The organism is Flavobacterium faecale (genome assembly GCF_048320115.1).
Classification (GTDB): Bacteria; Bacteroidota; Bacteroidia; order Flavobacteriales; family Flavobacteriaceae; genus Flavobacterium; species Flavobacterium faecale_A.
This window is the reverse complement of sequence record NZ_CP182943.1, coordinates 2,665,196-2,689,428: the sequence shown is the minus strand read 5'-3', so window position 1 is coordinate 2,689,428 and position 24,233 is coordinate 2,665,196. Positions and strand designations below refer to the sequence as shown.

The following is a 24,233-nucleotide window of genomic DNA, read 5'->3' as shown; positions in this document are numbered from 1 at the left end:
TAAAAAAAACCGCCAGATTTCTTATGAAATGTGGCGGTTTTTGTACCAAAGTCTAATTTAAAATAATTATTTAAAAAATATACTCGTTCTTTAAAATAAAATTATTTTTTATTTCTTTGTTCTTTTTTGTATTCTGACCAAGTTTTCAAATCTGAAGCTCCTATTATTTCTTTAGTTGCAGCATAACTTTCTTTATTAATTAAAAGCACTTCTTCTTTAATTTTATCTTTGTCGTCTTTGTACTTTTCTCTAATTTCACTAATTTTTTTGTTGACATTTAATTGCAACTCATAAATTTTATCCGACTGTTCAGTAGACAATTTAATTACACCGGCCATCTCGGCTACGGTTGCTTTAGCAGCTTCTTCAAATCTTTTTTGCGCTGTCGCTGTTACGGTTGCAAACATTAAAACGACAATTACAAGTAGTTTTTTCATATTGTTTTTGGATTAAGTTTTATCTAAATTAAAACTAATATTTAACATTCTTATGCTGTATTGTACTGCTAGCAAATTATTTTATTTCAAATACGATTTTGGCAGCACTTCCTGCATACAGCTTTTTCGGTAATTCGGCTTTTACTTTTGTAATTCCATTTTTTGAAATTGCATTTTCAGCAATGTATTTACCGGATAGCGTAACTACTATTTCACCTAATTGATGAGTAGGATCCGCTAGTGAAATCGTGACTTCTTTACCTGATTTCTCAATCATCATAACACAGGGACTATCGACTTCAATTCCGCCTAAGAATGGAACTTTTGAAGCTTTATAAAAAACGATTCCCATTAACTCCCCATCTTTAGTTATCACCGATTGATAATCCAAATTATTCTGAATTTCAAATTCTGATTTTTTTTCCATCTTAGCCAGTATTTCTTTATCAGCATTAGGAACCATGATGTAAGCATAATTTCCGTTTGTAGGTTGTACTTCGTGGTCTAACCAAAGCTTGAATATTTTGGCCTTTATTTTTTCATCAGGATAAGAAGCCGCAACACGACTCCAAGACCCTTCGACTGTTTGTGCTTCTAGATTGAGTTTACCTCCATTTGGAAAAATATAGCCCACGTTATCGTGCAAAATCCAATTTGGATTATCAATTATTTGATTTCCTAATAAGTTCTTAACTCCTTTTTTGGTTTTCACAACAACCTGCCCTTTTAAATACGTTTGATTTATTGTAGTGGCTACGGCTACTTTTTCAGATGTTTTGATTCCGTTACCCAAACAGATGATTTTGTTGTTAAACATAAACCAGGATTTGTTTGCTTGCAGCCCATCCCTATTGTAACACATCACGGAAATTCCGTTTTGACCATCAGAAACCCCGCCTACAAAATCACTATCTATTGAGTAGCCTTTTGCTGTTAAAACAGGAAGCGGTTTGTCATCTTGTTTTAGAGTGGTTCCTGGCAATTTTTTCCAATCCCAAAACGGAAAAATATCTTGGTATTCTTCTTGGGTTTGGTATAAAAAAGTAACGCCATCTCCCATATAATAACCTAACAAATTCTCTGAATTGGCAGATTCTGCACCTAAGACTCTAGAGGAACAGGTTTTAACCGAAAAATAATAATTGGGTGTTCGATTGACATGAAAATCCGATCGCCAAAAGAATTTATCTCCGTTGGTTTTTGAATAGTCGTTTACGTCCTCATATTGTTTTGCAAAATCAGTATCAATAAGTGCCAAATGTTTCATCTGATAGCGCATGGTGTCTTTTTTGGCTTCGGGAGCTCCTCTGAATAATTGTCGTCCGCAACCGCTAATGTCCATCGCTTTTTTGTAAAAAACCCATTGTTGTCCGTTCAAAACATAGTCACGCAGAATCACTATTTTTTCTTGGTCGAAAGCAAAAGGGGTTCCTTTCAAAATCGCCATCCATTTAACCATATCTTCTAGATAGTGCATGCCGTAGTTTCCAAACTGCAATTGTTTTCCGTGTTGGTGATAGGAAGCGTCTTGCTGAATTCCTTCTCCCGCTGTTACCTTCAATTCATTTTTTATCGTGTTGCTAGCAATAGCCACACTATCGATATTGCGCAACAGCAGCGACTTGATCATGACATTTCCAGAAAGCCAAATTTTATTTTGACCGGTCATTCCAATCTTGGCTCTACTCATCAACTTGATCGCTTTGGCCAATTGCTCTGGAGTCATTTCGTCTTCCATGGTCACTAAAATTGGGGATAATTTATTGGGGGAACCAATTTGAGAGTACCACCAATTATCAGATTGAAAGTCATTGTCTAAATAATAATTCAATGCAAGTTTTATCTTTTGACTAAGCGCTTTATCATTATAAAATGAAGATGATTTTGTACGATAGGCTTTTATCAATACTTGCAAATTGTTGAGATGTCCCAGAACGGGCCAAGCACTTCGGCGAGTGCTAGTGTAGTCAATGTTTTCCCATCTTCCTTTTTCATCGATAGCGGATATTAATTTTACTGCCGATTTTTCGGTTACAGGATCTTTTAAAAAATCGGAAATGACATTGTCACGAAATTGTTTCAATTCATTCGGGTAAGTCGGTGTTTCTTGCGCTTTTATTGCGCTCGTTTTCATGGCTACTAAAAATAAGAAAAGGAAAATTTTATTTTTCATATTGATTTTTTTTGAATCTAATTACTGTATTTAAAGTACCAAAATGTAAATTTTAACCGCAAATAGAATTTGGTTCAGGATTTTGCGTGAGGAAAAACCCTAAAGTATCATAAGAAAATACTTTTAGAATCTTTATTTATTAACTACAAATACCACTTCTTTTAATTTGTCTTTATCGTCTTTGTATTGGTACAAATTTCATTTTTATACCATCCTGATAGCGCTTGATGTTATTTTGGTAAAAGTCTATAAGTAGTAGTTAAATTTTAATCTAAATTGCAATTGGCAATGTAATTGTAGATTTCACTTTTCTACCTCTTAATTCTCCAGGATTCCAGTCTTTATAGCCTTTTAGCACTCTAATCAGTTCCTGACTGGCATCATTCCCAATATCTTTTATAATCTTAACGTTGCTTACCGTTCCATCTGCTTCAACTTCAATGGAAACGAATAAATTACCAGAAAAATTATCAGTATTTTTCATTTGAAAATTTTTAGCAATGTATTTATTTAAATCTGTAATTCCATTTTTTGGCTGTGGTTTTGTTCGAATTGAAGTATATTGATGAGTCAAATTATCTTTGTCAATACCTTCACCTGAAACGAATCTATTATCCTTATAAATCTCGTTGTATCTGTAATTATAATTTTTATAATTACCTTTCCATACGCCATCATAATAACCATTTTTTACTTTGCCTTGAGCATAAAAATTATTTTCGTCTATTTCATAATCGCCATTCCCGTCAATAACTTTCTGTACTCCATTTTCATCCCAAAATTGATTAATTTTAACTTCCGTTGTCTTTGACGTAGTTGTTGCACTCAATTTGGTTGTAATAAACTCATACACTACTTCAGATTTTTTATTTCCGTTTTCATACCAATCTGTAACTTTACCATTAACACCCCCACGTATATAAAAACTAGTAGATTTTTGATTACCGTTATCATACCAACTAGAATTCTTGCCATCTAATTTTCCATTCGCATAGTTTTTAACAGATTGCTTGACCCCATTTTTATACCATTTGATTTCCTCACCTTCTTGAACACGGTTCACATAATTTGCAACACCTTTTTTATTACCATTTTCATAATAATAAGTGAACAAACCATTTTTTAAAACCAACTCTCTATTATCCGATGTTCCTTCCATAAATAAGGAACCAGACCTATAATAATCAAATACCCTATAGTTTTTCTTTTCTAAATTGTAATCTTTGATTATTCTATAGTATTTATGAGCGATTTCTGAGGTAATATTTCCTGCAGAATCCAAATAAATTAATTTGTCGTTTTCGGTATAATTATTTATTGAAGTTGTTATTTGTGAATAGTTTTTTACTGAAATTAATAGTATCAATAACAGAATTAGTTTTGATTTCATATAGTAAAGGATTTTTTTTAAGGAATATCAATTAAATAAAAATTGTATCAAGAACAGATCTCGATACAATTTTTAAAGTTTTTTTTCAAGTCTGCGAAGGTTTTATAAACATTAACAAACGATTGTAAAAATTTATTTGGGGGCTACGTTGAATTTTTTACCCGATGCATAACTGAAAGAATAACTTCCAGAACCTAATTTCAATTCAACCTTGGCTCCATTCTCTTTAGCATTTTTCTTGATATCCGATTTTAAAGGCGAACCGTTTAGCATAACATCATTTAATTTTACTTTTGGTAAGGTAACCGTAGCTGTTGTATTTGCTGGAATAGTTACATTATAAATAAAATCTTCCCCTTTAATCTCCCAATTCGAAACCACTTTTCCGTATAAGGATTCAAATTCCGCCTTCATATGCGTTAAACCACCACCTGGATGCGGGTGAAAAAGAATGTGTTTGTAGCCCGGATTTTCGGGATCGATGCTCAATCCCGCTACATGATTGTACAACCACTCCCCGATGGCTCCGTAGGCATAATGGTTGAAACTATTCATTCCGTCAATGATAGTCCCGTCTGGTTTTTGGGTATCCCAACGCTCCCAAATGGTAGTTGCTCCTTGGGTTACTGGATACAACCATGACGGATATTCTTTGCGATTGAGCAACATAAAAGCCAAATCATCACGCCCAATTCGGGACAGTGTACTGCACAATAATGGGGTTCCAACAAAACCAGTCGTTAAGTGACCAAATTTCTTGACATCATCGGCAAAATATTGTGCTGCATTCGGAATTAACTTCTCAGGAACTAAATCAAAAGATAGTGCCAAGGCATAGGCCGTTTGCGTGTGTGAAACCAATCTTCCGTTAGGTGTAATATACTCTTGGATAAAAGCTTTTTTGACATTGTCCGCTAATTGGCTGTATTTTTCAGCATCGGCTGTATTCCCTATAATAGCAGCTACTTTACTCAAAATAGTAGTCGAATAATTGAAATAGGCGGTTGCAATTAAATCTTTTTCGGTTACTGAACCTGCATAATCGGGTTTGTCTGAGTGAAAGGCCAACCAGTCTCCCCAATGCCAACGGTTTTGATTCCACAGATAATCATCGCCTGCATTTTTGGCCATGTAATCCACCCAAGCTTTCATGCTTGAATATTGTTCTTCAAGAATTCGTTTGTCGCCATAAGATTTGTAAACCGTCCACGGTATGATTACAGCGGCATCTCCCCAAGCGGTAGTACCTCCCAATTTATTCTTCCACATATCGGGAATAATATTCGGAACTTCGCCATTAGGTTGTTGATCTAAAGCCAAATCTTTCAGCCATTTGGTATAAAAAGCAGCCACATCATAATTGTAGGCAGCGGTCATACTAAATACTTGTGCGTCACCTGTCCAGCCCACACGTTCGTCCCTTTGCGGACAATCGGTTGGGATGTCCAAGAAATTATCTCTTTGTCCCCATTGGATATTTTTTTGCAATTGGTTGATTAATGGGTCCGAAGTCGTTAAGGTACCTGTTTGTTTCATATCGGAATGGATGACCATTCCAGTAATTTGATCTACTGTTGGAGGTGCTCCAGGATAGCCTTCGACTTTGATAAAACGGAAACCGTGAAACGTAAAATGAGGTTCAAAAACTTCTTCAGCGCCACCTTTTAGTGTATACACATCTGTAGCTTCGGCAGCACGAAGATTTTTAGTAAAAAAGTTTCCGTCTTTGTCCAAAACTTCAGCAAATTTTAAGGTTACCACATCGCCTTTTTTTCCCTTTACTTTCAATCTTGCCCAACCAACAATGTTTTGTCCTAGGTCATAAACCAATTCGCCTTTGGGTGTTTTGATTATTTTTATTGGTGTAATTTGTTGGGTAACTTTAACTGGAATACTATTGGATGCTACTAAAATTTCTTTCGAATGGTTCAATACGCCAGCTTTTGCCCATTTGCTATCATCAAAACCTGATTGACACCAATTGTCCATTTCTAACCGAGCATCGTATTTTTCCCCATTGTAAATATCTGATTTTAAAATAGCACCATAAGACACTTTCCAGTTTTCATCAGTAGTAATTGTTTCTGAAGTTCCGTCTGTATAATTGATTTTCAATTGAACAATCAACCCCAATTGGTCTCCATAATAACTACGCAATCCGTCCCAACCCAAATACCCACGATACCAACCATCGCCAACAATGGCTCCGATGGCGTTTTTTTGTCCAATCCTATCGGTCACATCATAAGTTTGGTATTGAATGCGTTTTTTATAACTGGTAAACCCAGGGGTAAACAAATCGTCACTCACTTTTTTACCATTCAAAAATAATTGGTACAATCCTAAAGAAGTCACATATACACGAGCAGAACTTACTTTTTTATTCGCAGAGAACTCTTTTCTGTAATATTGACTTGGCAGGGATGTAGTCGATTTTTGTTCGTCTTTCATTGTAATCCAAGAGGCTTTCCAAGAAGAAGTTTCTAAGATTCCCATCTCCCAAAAGGCAGGAGTACTCCAGTCAGAAACCTTGTTTTTATTGTCCCAAACTCGTACTTGCCAATAGGCACGTTCCATAGATTTTAAAGGAACTCCTCCATAAACTACATTTACTGATTCATCAGAAGATACTTTTCCAGATGTCCAAAGCAGATTTTTAGTACTGTTTAATGCTGCTTGCGTTTTGGCTACTCTAATTTCATAAGCAACTTGCTTCACATTTTGTCCTTCAGCTACAATTTGCCAACTGAATCTTGGTTTTACAACATCAATCCCAACAGGATTGGTACGGTACTCACAAACGGTTTTTACTATTTTGTTTTTCGGTGCTCCGATGACAATTTGCGTACAAAAAAGTAAAAAAACCAAACTAAAGCGCATGCTCATTTTTATTAATTTCATTTATTAATTTATTAGGATTCGTTATTCTCTCTTAAATATCCAAGTATAACCAAAACGTAATTATCCTAAAAAGATATTTTAAAATTTAAAAATAACAGAAAAACCGAAAACAACTGTACTGCTCTATGCTGTATCCTTTTTTTTTGTTTTATAGTTATATTTGGGAATCATTACCAATAAATTAAAATTAACTCAAAAAAGGAATTATGAAATTCACAAAACCACTTCTGATGGCATTAATGCTATTTTTTGCTTTCAATGTATTCGCAAAAAATAATATTTTAAAAGTATTTGTTTTTTCGAAAACACAAGCTTTTAGACACAAATCTATCCCAAAAGGAATCGAAACTTTAAAAACTCTTGGTGCGCAAAACAAGTGGGAAATGAAATTTTCTGAAGATTCTAACGATTTTAACGAGAGTATCTATCAATATGATGTTTTGATTTTTTTGAACACATCAGGTGATTTATTTAACAACGAGCAAAAAAAAACATTCCAAAATTATATCGCTCAAGGCAAAGGTTTTGTTGGATTGCACGCTGCAACTGATACCGAAAAATCATGGCCATGGTACGGAAACATGGTTGGAGCAGTATTTAATGAGCATCCTAAAATTCAAAAAGCAACACTCGTTACCTCCCCGTCCTATGCTCCTTTTATGGTTAATGATTACAAAACTAGAGAAACCACTGATGAATGGTATAATTTCAAAGAACCTGTAAAATCGTATGTTACAGTCCTAACTTATTTAGACGAAGCATCCTATACTGGAGGAAAAATGAATAAAAATCATCCAATTACTTGGTTCCACCATTATGATGGAGGACGCATTTTTTATACTGGTTTAGGACATAGGGAAGAACAATATGATGATGCTATGTTTCTAAAAGAATTACAAAACGGAATTCTATGGGCAGGTGGCAAAATAAATGATCCAGCACCATCCACAAAAAAACCAAATAAACTACTTACCGATAATTTAAATGATAATTGGGCCGTTTTTATTGGTTGTCCACACGGAACGGTGCAAAACCTAGCCAATGTAGACCCTACTAGCAACGGAAAAACTGGAGAACCTTTGGGATTAAACAATGATCCCAAAGAAGTTTTTAAAATGGAAAAAGAAGGAAACGAAACTATTTTACATATATCTGGCGAAATATACGGTGCCTTAACCTCTAAGTTAGAATATGAAAATTACCATTTAAAATTACAATTCAAATGGGGAGATAAAATATGGGAACCTCGATTAAAATTACCCAAAGACAACGGCATTTTATATCATGCCAATGGACCTTATCGTACTTTTTGGAATGTTTGGATGCAATCTCATGAATTTCAAGTTCAAATTCATGATATGGGTGATTACTACGCCTTGGGAGGTGTGGAAGCAACCATTCCATTAACTCCTGTGAATGATGGCAAACTACTTGGTTATCAAAAAAACGCTCCAAAACAAGAAATTATGAGTGGTAAAAAAACTCCTTTCAATATGGCAAAAAGAGGGTTTGATAACGAAAAACCAGAAGGCGAATGGAATACGCTTGAAGTGTATTGTTTGGGAGATAAAAGTATTCATGTGGTTAATGGAAAAGTGGTAATGGCTTTAGAAAATCTAAAAAGAATTACTCCAGATAAACAGGAAGTAGCCGCAACTAAAGGGCTAATCCAAATTCAATCGGAAGCAGCTGAGGCTTTTTATAAAAACATTGAAATTAAAACCATTCGTTCTTTTCCAAAATCTATCAGAAAACAATTGTAAACTTATTTCAGGATGAGATAAAGCTAAGCAAGCAAAGTAAAAAGAAAGTTGTAATCATTAAAACGGTTACAACTTTTTTTGTTTATAAAAATAAATAGATCGCTATTGGTTTACGATTTGAAGAACATAGGCATACTGAAGTTTTGGGAATCTGTTAACAAAAGTCATAAATATGTGAAATAATGTAAAATTCTTATTTTTTAATACTTTTCAGCTAAAATTACATCATTATTCACACGTAAAATATTTATTACATAGCAAGTTCGTAAAAAACAAATAAAACCCTACAATACAGCACAGAATAATCTAAACACCAAGATAAATTTGGTAAGATAAAACTTAACCAAATGCTCTCCAGATTTCTAACCAAAAGTTCATTTCATTTTTTTCTATTGCTTGTTCTGAGTATTAGCTTACTCAATATTGATTTTTTTTACAACCAAACTACTTTTGCCTTTTATGGTTTTTGCATTAGTGCTTTAGCTTTTGCAATTACCCCCCTCTATTCATATTTAACTACAAATCAATCACTTAAACTTAAACTCCCTGTTTTAAGTTTTGGTTTATGGACTATATATGTACTAAGCCAATTTGTTTGCGGTCTAGCAACCCCTTATTACACACTATATTTTGTGGTATTGGGATTATTTTTCTACAAAACTACCACCGCATTTAGTTATTCTAATTACAACTGCAACATACTCTTCAAAGGCATTGGCTTACTGGCTTTGGCTGAATCTATGTATTGTTTTGGACAATACTTTGGTATTATAAGCAGTCTGAGCACCTATTTTGCTGTTACAGGTACTTGGGCAAACCCCAATGTAACCGCTTTATTTTTAGCCCTTACAGTTCCAGCATTTCTGTATTTATTTGAAACTTCAGTGAAAAAACAAGCGAAAATAGGCTTTGTGCTTATACTACTAGCTCTTGTTTTACTCCAATGCAGAACAGCTTATATAGGAGTTGCTATACAAGTAATAGTTTATTACGGATTCAAATACCAGTTTGTACATTGGCTAAAGGATAAGAAAAACCGTGTGGGCATCAAGGCGTTGCTTATCTTTGGTTTACTCCTTATTATACCTATCACAACCAAATTATACCATGCCAAAAAAGCCTCTGCAGACGGACGAGCTTTTATTTGGAAAGTAGCTACGCAAATGGCCACCAATAAGCCAATCACTGGCCATGGTTACGGCTATTTTTCTAGCCATTATAATGCCTTTCAATCCCAATACATACAAGACGGAAAAGCCTCTATTGACGAACTTCAAAATGTAGCGGCTATCTCTATGCCACACAATGAGATACTACAACAACTGGTAGAAGGTGGTAGTGTAGGCTTGGTTTTGATGCTGTTTTTCTTTGGATCGTTGTTGTTTTGCACAAAAAAACCAATAGAAAATAGCAATAGCACAGCCGAAAAACCTATTCCTGTTTTGCAAAGCAACTTATATGCGCTAAGTTATGCTGCTGTTGTGGGTTATATAGTCATGTCAATGTTTAATACCACCTTGATTGTTGCACCAGTAATGGCATTAGTATTAATCTATGCTGCTATTTTGACTACTAAGCAAAACAGCATAAAAACAATAGCGGTCAAGCCTAACAATAGCCTTAAATTCCTATTTACAATTCTAACAATTGCTACTTCTGTTTTTGTGATGTACGTAACGGTACCTATGGCAATTGCTGATAGACAAAACAAAATAGCGTTTGCACTTACTACACAAGGCAACTACACCGAAGCTTTAAAACTACTCCAAAAACTAGAACCATCCTTACGCCAAGACAGTGATTATTGGAACAATATAGCAGGCGTTTATTACAAATTACAGAACTACCCTGCCACCATTATTGCCTTAAACAAGGCAACTGCCCTAACCACCGACTATTCTTTTTATTTGGGTTTGGCCAAAAGCTACCATAAACTAGGGCAATACCCACAAGCAATAGCCCAATACCAAAAACTTATACTACTCAAACCATCCAAATTTAGCTACCGTTTTGAACTCATGAAAATCTATGTAATGCAAAAAGACAGCCTTAACGCCCTAAAAACCGCTCAAGGAATTATAGATTTAAAACCAAAAATTCCATCTAAAAAGGTTGTCTATTATAAAAAAATGGCTAAAAAAACACGCTTTTATTATGAAAAACTACCAAATAAAAAAACAATTATTCCAAAAACAAAACTAACGCCCCAACAGAGCAACTACTCTTTTTTAAATCCAGAATCAAAATAACCACAATGACACACTGCCAAAAACGCCTAAAAAACGCCTGTAAAACACTAGCAATACTATTAATTAGTACGTTGCCTATGCTGGCACAACATCCAAATGCTGTAGAACAAAACCTAAAAAAAGCAGGCATAAACCGAACTGAGCTTGAAAAAGCGATAACCTACTGCCAAAAAGCCAAAGACCCTTTGAAGTTGAAAGCCATCTATTTTTTGATTGCCAATATGGATATTCACACAACCGCAAACTATTATTGGGAAAACAAAGGGGGGCAAAAAATAGCTTATAATGAGCTAGACTACCCTGATTTTGACCAAGCAGCCAAGGCTTTTGAGACCATCAAAGAACAAAACCCAGGCATAGAACCCAAACCAATAACGTATACAGACCTAGAAACCATCAAAGGCGATTATTTGATTCAAAACATAGATCAAGCCTTTGCGGCCTGGCAAAATTCGGTTTTGAAAAATGTATCTTTTGAAAATTTTTGCGAATACATTTTGCCCTATAGAGTAAGCGTAGAGCCGCTACAAGAATGGCACACAACCTATAGCCAAAAATTTAATTGGATAACCGATAAAATCCAAGAAGTAGGCTTTGCCCAAACGCTACCTTATATCAAAGACGAAGCCAACACCTGGTTCAAAAATTCCTGGGGCAGTGGCGGACGCAAAGAACCCTTGCCTAGACTAGGCAGTATGCAACTCTTACTGCGCAAACAAGGCCCGTGCGAAGACCTAGCCGACCTTGGTGTGTTTACCATGCGTTCCCTAGGAATACCAGCTACCGTAAACAGCATACCCTATTGGGCAACCGCCACAGGAGGACATCTTACCAATACTTTTATGGATGCTCAAACAGCTTTTCCGTTTGATTATGGCGAAAAAAATGCTGTTGGCCCACTCAAAAGAGAACCCGCCAAGGTATTGCGCATTACCTACTCTAAGCAAGCCACTACTTTGGCGGCAAAAGTAAGTAGTGATTTGATTCCTGAGAGTTTTTTGAGACAGCAAAATTACATAGATGTAACCCCTGATTACTGGGCAACTACCACGGTAAAATGTGCTTTGCGCAAACCAATTGTACCGCAAAAAATTGCCTATACCGCTGTTTTTAATGGCTTGAAATGGAGAACCTATTGGTGGGGAGATGTGATAAACAACCAAGTCGAATTTAAAAACCTTTGCAAAAAAACAATTGTTTTACCACAATATTATATCGATGGAAAAATGATTCCTGCCGCAGCTCCCTTACTTATTGGCGAAAACGAAAACAAAGTACTCACACCCAATTACAGCCAATTGCAGGATATAACCATAACCTCCTTTGGTAGCTATTTATTAATAAAACCCAATGAAACCTACAAACTTTATTATTGGGACAACCAATGGAAACTAGTAAGTGCACAAAAAGCCACCCCTACAACTACTTCTTTTATTTATGAAAAAGTACCCAAAAACGCCCTTCTGCTCCTAGTAGCCAGTGACTCCAAAGGATACGAACGCCCCTTTGTGGTAGATGAGAAAGGAGAGCGAACCTGGTATTAGACAATTAAACATTTAAACAATTAACCCCTTAAACGATTAAACAAAAAACAAAAACCATGAAAAACCTCCTTCACACCCTTTGCCTTTGTGGCTTCATACAATTTACTCATGCCCAACTAAGCCCCAAAGTAATTAACCAATTTCCGGCACATATTGTTACAAACCTAGGAACTTTAAACTCCAGAATAGCATTAACCGAAGACAAACTAACCCAAATAGGACAGCGCATGTTGGTAAATGACAGTATAGCCAATACCAAAAAAAACAATCTGGATCCCGAAAAGTTAAAACAATACTACAGCCTGAACAAAGCATTGCTTGAAGGCGTGTTGCACTATACCGAGTTAGAAAAATTTTTGTACCAAGAAGACAAAACCAATCGCTTGTTGCTTGCATTGGTTCAAGCGCCACAATTAAAATTAAATTCAGACCAAATCATAGCAATCCGAAAACAAATAGAAAAACTAGAAAACTCTAACACCAAAAAACCTGAAAAACGAATCCCCTATTACCGTCAAAAACTTGACTCTATCTTAGACAAAAAACAACACAGTTTACTTACCTATTATGTATATACTGATGCGTCTAAGGCACAAACCAATCAAGAATGGCAAGAAATAAACCAATTGCAAATCATTAAAAATCAAGACCCTAAAAAAGCATACAACGAGTTGCTGAATTACAACACCGCTCGTAATGTATTCTTAGATGAAGATGCCGAAAAGTTTCCGTCAAAAATACTTTCTGATCTAAAACAGAAATTCAGTATTGACAAGCAACCCCTGTTCTTGATGCACAAAAACATACTAGCGCATAACGAATACAAAAACAGCATTTTTGCTATAGCAGTTCGACATGAAAAACTACTAGAATTGACTCCCGCTCAAGTAGATTCATTACTGGTGAAATGTAAAAAGGTGGAACAAATGAAAAACGAACAAAAAAACAATACTCCTATAGGGTTGTTCCCTTTTGTGAACCAAAGTATTTCAGAAATTCTGACCCCAAAACAACTCCTGATGGTCTTGAGTAAAAAGAACGAAGACCAAGCCCAAAGCTATGCCAATGCAAGTTGGAAACAACTAGAAGAGCAAAACTGGACAGCTGGATTAGACAAAAACACCACCATCAAAGAATTCCGAATCTACAAAATACGCTCCTTGGTAGCCAATGAAAGAGTCAAAATGGACAACAACAAAATCAACCTTTTTGCCCGTAGAGATGTAGAAACCAAAAAACCAGAACTGCTCCAAAAACTAGACGAACTCCAAGCCGCCGAAACCAACGCCAAAAGCACCAAAAATGCTTTGAAATGGTAAATCCCCCTAACCCCCAAAGGGGGAACACATCCATTGCAACAAAAGCCTTACCCCAAAGAATTAAAGATTAAGCAATTGAACGATTAAACAATTAAACAATTTAAACTCTTAAACAATTAACCTTTTAAACAATCTTAACCCCTTTCATATATGAAAAAACCAATCCAAACGGGCTTTGCCCTACTACTGCTACTAGGCAGTATACACAGTTTTTCGCAAGAAAAACCAGTAGACCAACTACGAACCGCCAGAATCCAGCTCCTACAAGGTACGAGCAAGTACAACCCACAAGCCGCCTTTGCTACCTTTAGCCAAAAAGCAGCCGAAGGCAATGCGCAGGCTATGAATGCCTTGGGAATGATGTACAGCAACGGCATGGGCATACCCGTAAACGAAACCCAAGCCGTAGAATGGTTTGAAAAAGCAGGGCAAAACGGCTACGCCCAAGCCTACTACAACCTAGCCTTGTATTACAAAGAAGGAATTGGCATACCCAAAGACCCAACCAAAACACTGGGGTATTACCAAAAAGCAGCCCAAGCAGGCTATATTACTGCCTACCAACGCTGGGGCGAAATGCACAAAGACGGTATAGGCACACCACAAGACTACACCCAAGCCATGACTATTTTTGCAGAAGGTGCACAAAACGGCAGTGCGGGCTGTCTGTATGCCCAAGGCTATTTGCATTACAAAGGTTTTGGCGTGCCACAAGATTACAGCAAAGCCATTGACCTTTTTGAACAAGCCGATGCCAAAAACTATGCTATGGGAACCTATATGCTAGGCTACTGCTACCAAAACGGCTATGGCGTAACTATGGATGCTGCCAAAGCCAAAACCCTGTTTGAAAAAGCAGCCAAACAAGGCCTCAAACGTGCTCAAGAAGACCTAGAAAACCCAGAACTAGAAAACAAGCAACCAAACCAGCTACAAACCGTATCGGCTCCCACAACTCAGGAACTGGATACCGCCCCTACCCAAGCCCCAAAAAAGCTACAGCTTGTAAAACAAAAGTTGACCAAAGGAGACCTAAGCGGCAACTATACCGGTACGCTATTGCGTTACGACTGGAGCGGGCAAAACGTACTGACTACTACGCCTATCGAAGTATCTTTTGACCAAAACGGAAAAGAACTCACCGGCAACTGGCTAGAACAAGAGGGAGACAGCATAAGTTTTAATGCCAGTATCCAAGCAAACGAAATTTTGTTTAACAACACTCAAATAGGCAGAGCCATAGACCGCCAAACAAGCATAGACAACTTTGAGTTCAAAAACGCCAAACTGCAAGTGGTAGAAAACCAAGACGACATCTATATTGTAGGCAACCTCCAACTCTACAATACAAAAGAGCGTGAGAACGAAAAACCAATGTACCTCATACTCTCTAGGCAAAACAACCAAGAGCCAACACAACAAGCAGGCGAAATACTAGTAAGCAAGCTAGTAATATACCCCAACCCGGTACCTACCAACAGCTTTAAACTCAGTTTTGACCTAGCCGAGCAAACCCCTATCAACATCAAGATTTATGACATGATGGGGCTAATCAAACACCAACAAAACCTTACCACCACAGGTACAGGCCTGCAAGAGCAAAACATCGATTTTAACGCCCCAGCAGGCAATTACATCCTGAACTTATACTACAACAACCAAATAGTACGAACTATTTTAATTAAACAATAAGCGTGATGAGAAAAAATTATTATATATTCGTACTTACGTTCTTATGTATGTTGTGCGGGCAGATGGGGTATGCGCAGGACCCTTATGAATTAGAAGAAGTTGTTATCATTAATGATCATCATGACGTTGATTGGTGTGCTGATTGGGGCTTAAATTGTCCTGAAGAAGAATACGTTGATAATGGTGATTGTACAGACAATAGAAGTTCTGCTTATCCTTGTGATTCGTATGACCCTTGTGACTCAAACAGTTCTTATCATAATGATTGTGAATGTGACCCTAGTAGTTGTGATTATGAAACACCACCTGAGGACCCTCAAGATCCTCCTTGCACGATTACATCTTGTGATGCTGGATATGTTTTGGTTAATGCTGATAGTAGTAACTGTGAATGCACAAAAATAATAAGATGCCCTGAAGGTTTTACTTTAGACATAAAAGGTAATTGTATAAAAAAAGTTGATGATGATTGTAAAAACAGTTTGCCTGAAACAGACATTACCAACAGATTAACAATTAACCCAGGAGATATTATAAATTTAAAAGGACCATTTTATTTCCCAGGTATAAATGATATACCACAAACATTGGTTAAATCTTCACGAGTTGGTACTGCAGGAACTTTGATTGGTGGTAGCATTGTAATACAGCATGGCAATTATATCGAAGTACCAAGTTTGAGTTATACGGCTGTTACAAGTTTAGTTGGCACACTTTATGGTATAGGTGGCTTTACTGGTAAAGATTGCCCAACTGGAGTTACACCAATATCACTAGACCCTAGTCCAATAAGTCCTCCAGAAGAGAGTATTATTGTTATTGAAGAACCTGTAGACCCAGTAAATCCTACGGAACAACCCCAAGAACCATGTATGAAAGTTTGTACCGAAACGCAATCCAGCATAACTAGCAAAATAACTGTAACCAAGCAAACAGGGGTAGTTATGTGTCCGTGTGAAACAAATAACATTGAGATTTTAACTTTAGAAGACAAACCGTTTCCAAACTTAATACAAACTATAAATAAAATTAAAACTTATACAGTGAATAATCCAAACTTATTAAGTATCTTCAATCAATTGTCTGGTTATAATACAGAACAAACATTAGCTCTATTAGAGCCAACTAATATCATAAATAAGATTAGGGTTACTAATGGAATTCCTGAACGGGGAGAATTTAACCATACAACTCCAAATGTCATTTATATTGATAAATTTTTAATTTCACAATTAGAATTAGGAGAATACAATGATAAATTAGGAAATAAAGAGAATCTAAATGGAACTTCATTTTTTGTAGCTATGACAATACTACATGAATTAGTACATTATGGTCGATTTCATAATGGTTTACCACAAAAACATAACGGGGATGAAGCTGGACATGTTTTTGAAGCTTCTGTTTTTAATCATGTTCTAGGAATAAATGGATCAACTCAAATAGCTTCTAATTATGGATGGAATTTATAAATTTATCATTATATTAATATTTTTTTGCAGTTGCAAAAACAATAAAGAAACGCATTCAATAGAGCATAAATTTATTAAATACAATATCAATGTATTAATTGACTCTGTTGAAAGTTTCGACATGAGTAAATATATGACAAAGAAGGATATTTTTACAATTGGTTTAATTGATTCAATAACTGTAGAAGATCGACATAATAATGTAAACAAATCAAAAAATTTTATTCCTCTTAAAATTCATTCTAATGACATTTTAGAATTTAAATCTAAATATGAACTTAAATTAGTTCCTAAAAAAAATCATGACAGCAATATATTATTTGTACAATTTTGTGATTTACAAATCAGTGAAAACAAGGCAAGTATTATTGTGCGAAAAACAAGAGGAATTGGAATGATTGAGGATATATATTTCTTTGTGAAAGAAAAAAATATTTGGGTTTTGAAAAAGAAAAAAATGTTGACGATGGGATAAAAAACCCCAGCTATTCGAAGTGTTCTTTAATAACTAAACGTTGATAAAAGTTGGGATTGCTATGCGAACGTCTCTGACTTCGCACCCCCCGCTACCGCACGAATCCTTTCGTGTGGTACGTTAATTAGAGTCAGGATTTTATATTCTAACTCTAGAAACATTAAAAAAGTCTGGTTGGCATTCATTTGCTAATCAGATTTTTTTTATCAAAGGTTTTTCTTACTATATTTACAATGATAAAAATAGTATTATATGAGCAGGAATTACAAATTCCATAATCCTGAAGGTTTGTATTTTATTAGCTTTGCTGTAGTGGGCTGGTTAGATGTCTTTACTAGAAATGAGTATAAAGACTTGTTTATTGAAAGTCTAGAATTTTGTCAAAAAAACAAAGGATTAGAAATTCATGCGTGGTGTATTATGAGCAATCATGTTCATTTAGTTTTTAGGAGTGTCAATGGTCAAAAACCAGAGTTACTAATTGGAGATTTAAAAAGATTTACCAGTCAGTCCATTGTTAAAAGAATACAAGAAAATCCAAGGGAAAGCAGAAAAGATTTTTTGTTGGATTTTTTCAAGAAAGAAGCAGAAAAAAATTCTAATGTGAAACACTATCAATTTTGGAGACATGATAACAAACCTATTGAACTTTGGAGCAATAAAGTTATTCAGCAAAAAATAGATTATGTACACAATAATCCTGTAGAAGCAGGATTAGTTTACAAAGCAGAAGAGTATATTTATAGTAGTGCTATTGATTATTCGAGTCAAAAAGGACTGATTGATGATGTCGTTGTTTTTAAAATGTTTGGGATATAACGACAACGAACCACACGAAAGGATCCTGAAATCCGCATGTCTATGTTAAAAAACTATGTAAAACTTTAATTATTAATGTTTTACAGTGAAATCATTTTCACTTAGTTTAGTGTTATTACAAAACATGGTATGAAAATAATACAAAGTTCTAATATCTCAGCATTTGGCGGATTAAATTTCGTAATAAAGGAAGCAATTGATTTAAAAATCAAAGAATTACTAATCGAAGAACTGCCAAAGTTACCGAGTCAATCAAAATACAATTGGTTTGATGTGATAATGTCTTATTGGTCAGTATTTTTTTGTGGAGGTGATTGCGCTGAAGATTTAAATATAAATTTGAAAGACAACTTGAAAAACAACCCTTTTATTGAAATTCCAAGTCCTGATAGATTACTTGAACGAATAAAAGGGTTATCTGATATTCCGCAATATTACACAGCAGAAAGAGGAAAGAAAAAACATCAATTTTCCTTGGCAGAAAAAATGAACAAGTTAAATCTGAAAATGCTAACTAAGTTGCCAGGATTCAGGAAAGATGATGTCATTTTAGATTACGACAATACTTTAATCTTTACCGCAAAAGCGGATGCCAGAAAAAGTTATCAAAAAGAAACTGGTTACTATCCAGGCGTTGGGATAGTCGGAGAACATATTGTTTATGTGGAAAATCGCAATGGTGACAGTACTGCTCATGTTATGCAACATCAAACGATTGACCGAATGGTAAACATGTTAAACCAAAATGGCATTACCATAGATGCTATAAGAGCTGACTCAGCTTCATTTACTTATGAGATTATTAAATCTATGGAGAAAGCTACAAAACGAATTTTCGTTAGAGCTAGAATGAGTGCTACTTTAGAGAATGCAATTTCTAAAATAACAGACTGGAAAGAGATAACAACGAATAGCACTAAGCTATTGAGAGGAGCAACCACATTCATCCCTTTTGAGCGTCACGCAAGAGGTAATAAAAGAAAAACTGAATCTTTAAAAAGATATAGATTGATTGTTACTAAAGAAGTAAGGAGGGATGGACAAATTAATGTTTTTACTGGAGAAGCATACAATTACAGTATGATTATGACCAATGATATGGAAATGACAAACGACCAAGTAGTCATGTTTTACAACGCTCGTGGAGCAAGTGAAAGAGAATTTGATATTTTAAAAAATGATTTTGGTTGGAATAGATTACCATTTTCAAAACTTGAACAAAATGCCGTTTACCTTTTAATGATGGCAATGTGCAGAAACTTGTATACTCATACCATAGAAAAGTTTTCTAAAATGGTAAGTTTCCTGTCACCAAAATTTAGAATTAAAAAATTTATTTTCAGATTTATATGTATTCCTGCTAAATGGGTGCGTTCAGCCAGAATAAATAAACTCAAGTTATATGGGAAAATAAATTTTGTAACCTAGAGCGGTTTTATTTAACGAAAAAAAATCTAAATAGTAATGCTATAAAGGGATACGTGTGTCTAATAATGAAAAGTTTAGTGATGTTTTTTATGTTTTACTTATAATTCTATGAGAATTTTGAGGATAGAAAACTTTTTTAACCTAGCGTCTTCTTGATAACTTATCTTTAAGAACAAAAAAGACTGTTAAATCAATTAGAACTATTAATAAATGTTAGACATGCGGATTTCAGGAAGGATTCGTGCGGTAGCGGGGGGAAATTTAATCCGCCGAATGCCGAGATATTAGATCCTTCTATTGTTTTCATTCCTTGTCTTGTAAAAACACCAATTTAGGTGAAAACACTTTAACCGTAAAGTTTTAATAAGCAGAGTTTTACAGGGTTTTTCAACATAGACATGCGGATTTCAGGAAGGATTCGTGCGGTAGCGGGGAATACAACTGTTCTAGATGTAACTTTAAAAGTAAATGGTGGAGATACTGGTCTTCTAAACAGAGAAACACAATATGAAAATGTAAAAAATAATATTAAAAATTGTAGATAAATGAATATATTTAAACAAATTAAAATTGCAATACTTGGAGTGTTATTATTTATGGGATTTTGCCAATTCACTGTGTTCCAAACAGATGAAAAAGACTTAATTATAGGAACTTGGGCTCCAGAAGGAAGCCCTAATTCAAAAAAAATTTTTGAAGCAGGGGGAATTTGCAAAGATTATTATAAAGGTAACCTAGTAAGAACTTTTACATGGACAATTCCAGAAGAAGGGGTTTTACAACTTGTTGAGAACAAAACCAAAGATATATATAAGTATGAGTTAAGTTTTTATCCTGATACTAAAACAATGGAATTGATATGGTTTGTTTTGCCTAGTAAAAGATTATTGTATTTTCGTAATTAGTGCCTGACCCCGATGGCGCACTTGTATTCAATCGTTCCCCCGCTGGCGCGAGCAGAAATAAGCTCAACGGCTAGCGCGAGTTTCTAACTCGTACCCACAAAGCTAAGCAAGCAAAGTAAAAAGAAAGTTGTAATCATTAAAACGGTTACAACTTTCTTTGTTTTAAAAATACGAGAATTGCTTAAAAAATAATTTTATATATGAGTAAAAATTAGAACTAGTACAATTGAATTTTTGATTGTGGGTACGAGCACAATGTCATTAAGTTAAGCGTTTTTTGTGTCATTTCGACGAAGGAGAAATCACATAACGTGAGCAACTAGTGTGATTGCTTCGCCTGTTCGCTATCGCTCGAGTCCTCCTTCGTCGGGATGACAAAACAGGATGTTTTTTCCTTAACTTAATGACATTGGGTACGATCACGATGCTCGCACTAGCCTTTATAAATTTTCTGCTCAAAACAGGGAAAGTTTCAGTTCGTTTATTTTATTTTTTTGAAAATTCAAACTTTTTAAAACTATAGGAAGGCATTGTGGTTGTTAGTTCGACTACAGAGCCTTTCAAACCATCTTTTCGAGGCATTGTAACGACTTTTTTCAAATCTGTAAATTCATAGGAATTTGGATTTTTAAATTTCGCCCAAGCTGTTTTGCCATCCTTGTTTAAGATTCGGCTTGGATCTCCATTTTTATCCCATTTTGGCTTTACCCATCCTGTTGCTGGTTCGTCTAACAAAAATGTTTGCAAGTCATTTTGCTCTTTCGAATAAACAATATTACGGCAATTTAGTACCGTTCCAACAGCTAAATCCGTTGTAAAAGTTATGGTTACCAATTCTTCTTTTTGATCCACTAATGTACTTGGATTGACATTATAAACCAAAACGTCATAGTCGTGGTCTTTTTTACTTTTCGCAAAAATAGCGTCCAGTTGGTTATTGTCAATAGTGGCTTTTCCTGTAATTAAAGTTTCATATCTGGTTTTTCCTTCCATCGTTTTTAGGATTTCGATACTTGGTGGATCAACAGCACCCTCACGTTGTCCCCATCTATAAATTTTCTGTAAATTACTAGCATCATGTTTATAAAACATATTGGTAAAACCAATATTCATCAACTCCGAATGAGCACTTTCACAACGCAAAAAATTACCTCCATCAGGTTCAGGTGGTGCCATCCCGATCACCACACTGTATTCCATCACGTCAATTATGGCGTCTTTGTTCCATTTGGGATGATGCACCAAATCAGCAAATAATTCCTCAAATTTGGTCGAAAGATTTCTAGACTTTGCATTGTTAATCAACACATAGTCTGAAATTCCCCAAAAATCATATCGCACCTTATGGTCGTAACAATATTCGATTAAATCCTTAGCAAAGGAAGCAAAAGGCTCACTTTTATAATTTAGCTCCTTTCCTTTTCGATATAAAAAGTCTGGTGGTCTTGTATGAATACCTATTTTGGCATTGGGTAAAACCGAACGTACTGCTTGTTCGGTATAAGCAAAATAATCAATGAACTCTTGTTTGGTTCCTCTCCAGTGGTCAGGCGTTTCAATCTCCGAACCGATTCTTAAGCGCCATGATTCTACTTCTGATTTTCCATAAGTATCCACTAATTTCTCCATCATGGCTTTGATAAAATCAGTATAAGCTTTTTTATCTGCTGGTGGTAAAGAATTCCCATAGATGGAAACTCTCTCGTCTTCTCTAAAATGAATATTATCGGTCGTCCCTTTTGGTATAAAAGTATATCCATGCTGAAAAGCCCATGAAGGCTGGTCTAGAACAAGCTGTAGAATTTTAATATTGTCTTTTCGAATGTTGTCAATTCGAGACAGTAGTGGCTTCCAATTGTAAACATAAGTATTCGTTAACGAATCGTACCGACAAGGATCGTATTCTAAATTAGGAACATTTTTTCCATTTTTCTTTTTATTCACACCACCAATCATTCGCACCACATTCAGCTCCATCCCTTTGGCGATATTCACTCCATTTTCTGGGCTAATGCGATTGACAACTGTCCAAATATTTTGAAGCTCCTGTTTTTTATGAGTGACGTTTGTAAAGTCGGTCGAAAGCAGAACTTGTGCATTGACAGTTAATCCTACAAACAAACCACTTAAAATACTTACTGCTTTTCTCATTTTATTCTTCTGAATTTACAGGTGTTCCATCATCAGTCGCTTTTAGATTTACATCATAATACGACTTTCTACTTTCTGGAAATTTGATTTCTAATAGCTTTTTCATTTTCTCTTCCACTTTCTTGTAGTCTGCTTTTCCTGCTACATTTGCCTTAGCAATTCTGGTGTCGTCTGAGTGTAAAAACAACTCTTTTCCTAAAAGTTTACCCTCATTATTTTTCCATTCGGTGTAACGCCAAATGCCATCAGTACAAGAAACGCCCATGCCTTTTTTACCATGTGGGTATAAATTATATGCCGCAGGACTTTCTTTTATTTTCTTGTTAACTGTCAATGGTAGCAAACTTTTCCCTTCTAATCCTACTTTATTTTCACCAATAGCTTCTATAATCGTTGGAAAAACATCTAGGTTTTCGACAATCGAATTCGATTTTACGTTTTTAACACTTCCTTTCAAAGCCGTTTCTCTGGCAATAATCAAAGGCACTTTTACATCAATTTCTAAGTTGGATTGTTTGCACCAAGCGCCGTACTCGCCTATTTTATAGCCGTGGTCACTCATGAAGACAATAATGGTATTTTTTCTTAAGTCTAATTTATCTAAGGTTTGCATCACTTTCCCAACTTGGGCATCCATATAACTCACACAAGCATAATAACCATGCCTTAAATCTTTGGTTAAATCATCATTCAAAAGCCCTTCTTTTGGGATATTTGAATACCCTGCTAACTCTCTCCATTTTGGCATTCCTGGTAAATAGACATTCTCGGGAACTTCTCTTGAAGGGACTTTGAAATCATTTTTAGAATACAAATCCCAATATTTTTTGGGTGCATTAAATGGTAAATGCGGCTTACTGAATCCTACAATCAGCAGGAATTTATCATTTTTCAACTTATTTAAAGCATCGATAGCATTGTTTGCCGCTCTACCATCTTTGTAGGCTTCATCGGCAACATCAGCACTTTCAAAAGCAGGACCGTTGGTATTCTTTTCGCCTTTTTTCTTTAAATTTTCGATTAAGTCTAAATTTTCTTGGCATGCATAGGAGTTGTCTTCTTTTGGATAATACAAATCCCAAACTGCTTTATCATCGGTACTATGATGAAACACTTTACCCACACTTACGGTCTTATAACCTTTGGATTTAAAAAATTGTGGCATCGATTCAATATCTTTTCGAACCTTACGCAAAGGTGTAAAAATATCATAAACACCAATAGTTTCCGGACGTAAACCCGTTAACAAACTCATTCGAGAAGGGGCACAAATTCCTTGTTGGGCATAGGCTTTATTGAATAATATTCCTTCATTGGCCAATTTGTCAATATTAGGACTTTTGACCATTTCATTGCCATAACAGCCCAATTCTTCGCGTAAATCATCTATCAGAAAAATCACCACATTGGGTTTTTCTTGAGCAGAAACAGGTCTAACAATCGCAAATAGTATTGCGGCAAATAATATTACTTTCTTTTTCATTTTTGTTATAGTATTAATATGGGCTAAAAGAT

The 24,233-nt window shown here is 35.3% G+C and carries 16 protein-coding genes; 10 read left to right on the top strand and 6 right to left on the bottom strand.

Going from position 1 to position 24,233, the window contains the following annotated elements; genetic code table 11:
• Window positions 1-101: 101 nt before the first annotated feature.
• The 4 genes from ACNH59_RS10925 to ACNH59_RS10910 form a co-directional block, all read right to left on the bottom strand.
• The gene (locus ACNH59_RS10925) at window positions 102-437 is read right to left on the bottom strand and encodes a hypothetical protein (RefSeq protein WP_418262583.1); all 336 of its coding nucleotides are present in this window, start codon (window positions 435-437) and stop codon (window positions 102-104) included.
• Window positions 438-513: 76 nt separating this feature from the next.
• The gene (locus tag ACNH59_RS10920) at window positions 514-2,610 is read right to left on the bottom strand and encodes a polysaccharide lyase 8 family protein (RefSeq protein ID WP_418262582.1); all 2,097 of its coding nucleotides are present in this window, start codon (window positions 2,608-2,610) and stop codon (window positions 514-516) included.
• A 271-nt stretch (window positions 2,611-2,881) separates the two neighbouring features.
• Entirely contained in the window at window positions 2,882-4,000 is a 1,119-nt protein-coding gene (locus ACNH59_RS10915) for an energy transducer TonB (RefSeq protein ID WP_418262581.1), read from the bottom strand.
• A 132-nt stretch (window positions 4,001-4,132) separates the two neighbouring features.
• Window positions 4,133-6,901, bottom strand: coding sequence for a glycoside hydrolase family 78 protein (locus ACNH59_RS10910; protein WP_418262580.1), 2,769 nt, complete (start codon window positions 6,899-6,901; stop codon window positions 4,133-4,135).
• Between the two features lie 206 nt (window positions 6,902-7,107).
• Here ACNH59_RS10910 and ACNH59_RS10905 point away from each other — a divergent pair, with 206 nt between their 5' ends.
• The 10 genes from ACNH59_RS10905 (at window position 7,108) to ACNH59_RS10860 (ending at window position 20,567) form a co-directional block, all read left to right on the top strand.
• Window positions 7,108-8,664 (top strand): ThuA domain-containing protein, encoded by a 1,557-nt coding sequence (locus ACNH59_RS10905; RefSeq protein ID WP_418262579.1) that lies wholly within the window; start codon window positions 7,108-7,110, stop codon window positions 8,662-8,664.
• Between the two features lie 638 nt (window positions 8,665-9,302).
• Window positions 9,303-10,913, top strand: coding sequence for an O-antigen ligase family protein (locus ACNH59_RS10900; RefSeq protein WP_418262578.1), 1,611 nt, complete (start codon window positions 9,303-9,305; stop codon window positions 10,911-10,913).
• Window positions 10,914-10,918: 5 nt separating this feature from the next.
• On the top strand, window positions 10,919-12,457 hold the full coding sequence (locus ACNH59_RS10895) for a hypothetical protein (protein WP_418262577.1): 1,539 nt from the start codon (window positions 10,919-10,921) through the stop codon (window positions 12,455-12,457).
• Window positions 12,458-12,513: 56 nt separating this feature from the next.
• Window positions 12,514-13,776: a hypothetical protein gene (locus ACNH59_RS10890; protein WP_418262576.1), complete on the top strand. Its 1,263-nt coding sequence runs from the start codon at window positions 12,514-12,516 to the stop codon at window positions 13,774-13,776.
• Window positions 13,777-13,926: 150 nt separating this feature from the next.
• Complete coding sequence (locus ACNH59_RS10885) at window positions 13,927-15,468, top strand: T9SS type A sorting domain-containing protein (protein WP_418262575.1); 1,542 nt, start codon at window positions 13,927-13,929, stop codon at window positions 15,466-15,468.
• Window positions 15,469-15,473: 5 nt separating this feature from the next.
• The gene (locus ACNH59_RS10880) at window positions 15,474-16,940 is read left to right on the top strand and encodes a hypothetical protein (protein ID WP_418262574.1); all 1,467 of its coding nucleotides are present in this window, start codon (window positions 15,474-15,476) and stop codon (window positions 16,938-16,940) included.
• Window positions 16,924-17,415 carry a hypothetical protein gene (locus ACNH59_RS10875; RefSeq protein WP_418262573.1) on the top strand — a complete coding sequence of 164 codons (492 nt, stop codon included), beginning with the start codon at window positions 16,924-16,926 and terminating at the stop codon, window positions 17,413-17,415. The genes ACNH59_RS10880 and ACNH59_RS10875 overlap by 17 nt, the downstream gene beginning before the upstream one ends.
• Before the next feature lie 252 nt (window positions 17,416-17,667).
• The gene (locus ACNH59_RS10870) at window positions 17,668-18,234 is read left to right on the top strand and encodes an REP-associated tyrosine transposase (RefSeq protein ID WP_418262572.1); all 567 of its coding nucleotides are present in this window, start codon (window positions 17,668-17,670) and stop codon (window positions 18,232-18,234) included.
• 129 nt (window positions 18,235-18,363) lie between these two features.
• Entirely contained in the window at window positions 18,364-19,662 is a 1,299-nt protein-coding gene (locus tag ACNH59_RS10865) for an IS1380 family transposase (protein ID WP_418262571.1), read from the top strand.
• Window positions 19,663-20,207: 545 nt separating this feature from the next.
• Window positions 20,208-20,567 (top strand): hypothetical protein, encoded by a 360-nt coding sequence (locus tag ACNH59_RS10860; protein WP_418262570.1) that lies wholly within the window; start codon window positions 20,208-20,210, stop codon window positions 20,565-20,567.
• 486 nt (window positions 20,568-21,053) lie between these two features.
• Here ACNH59_RS10860 and ACNH59_RS10855 read toward each other — a convergent pair whose 3' ends face one another.
• Window positions 21,054-22,718 (bottom strand): GH39 family glycosyl hydrolase, encoded by a 1,665-nt coding sequence (locus ACNH59_RS10855; protein ID WP_418262569.1) that lies wholly within the window; start codon window positions 22,716-22,718, stop codon window positions 21,054-21,056.
• 1 nt (window position 22,719) lies between these two features.
• Window positions 22,720-24,201, bottom strand: a complete 1,482-nt coding sequence (locus ACNH59_RS10850) for a sulfatase (protein ID WP_418262568.1) — start codon at window positions 24,199-24,201, stop codon at window positions 22,720-22,722.
• Window positions 24,202-24,233: the final 32 nt, after the last annotated feature.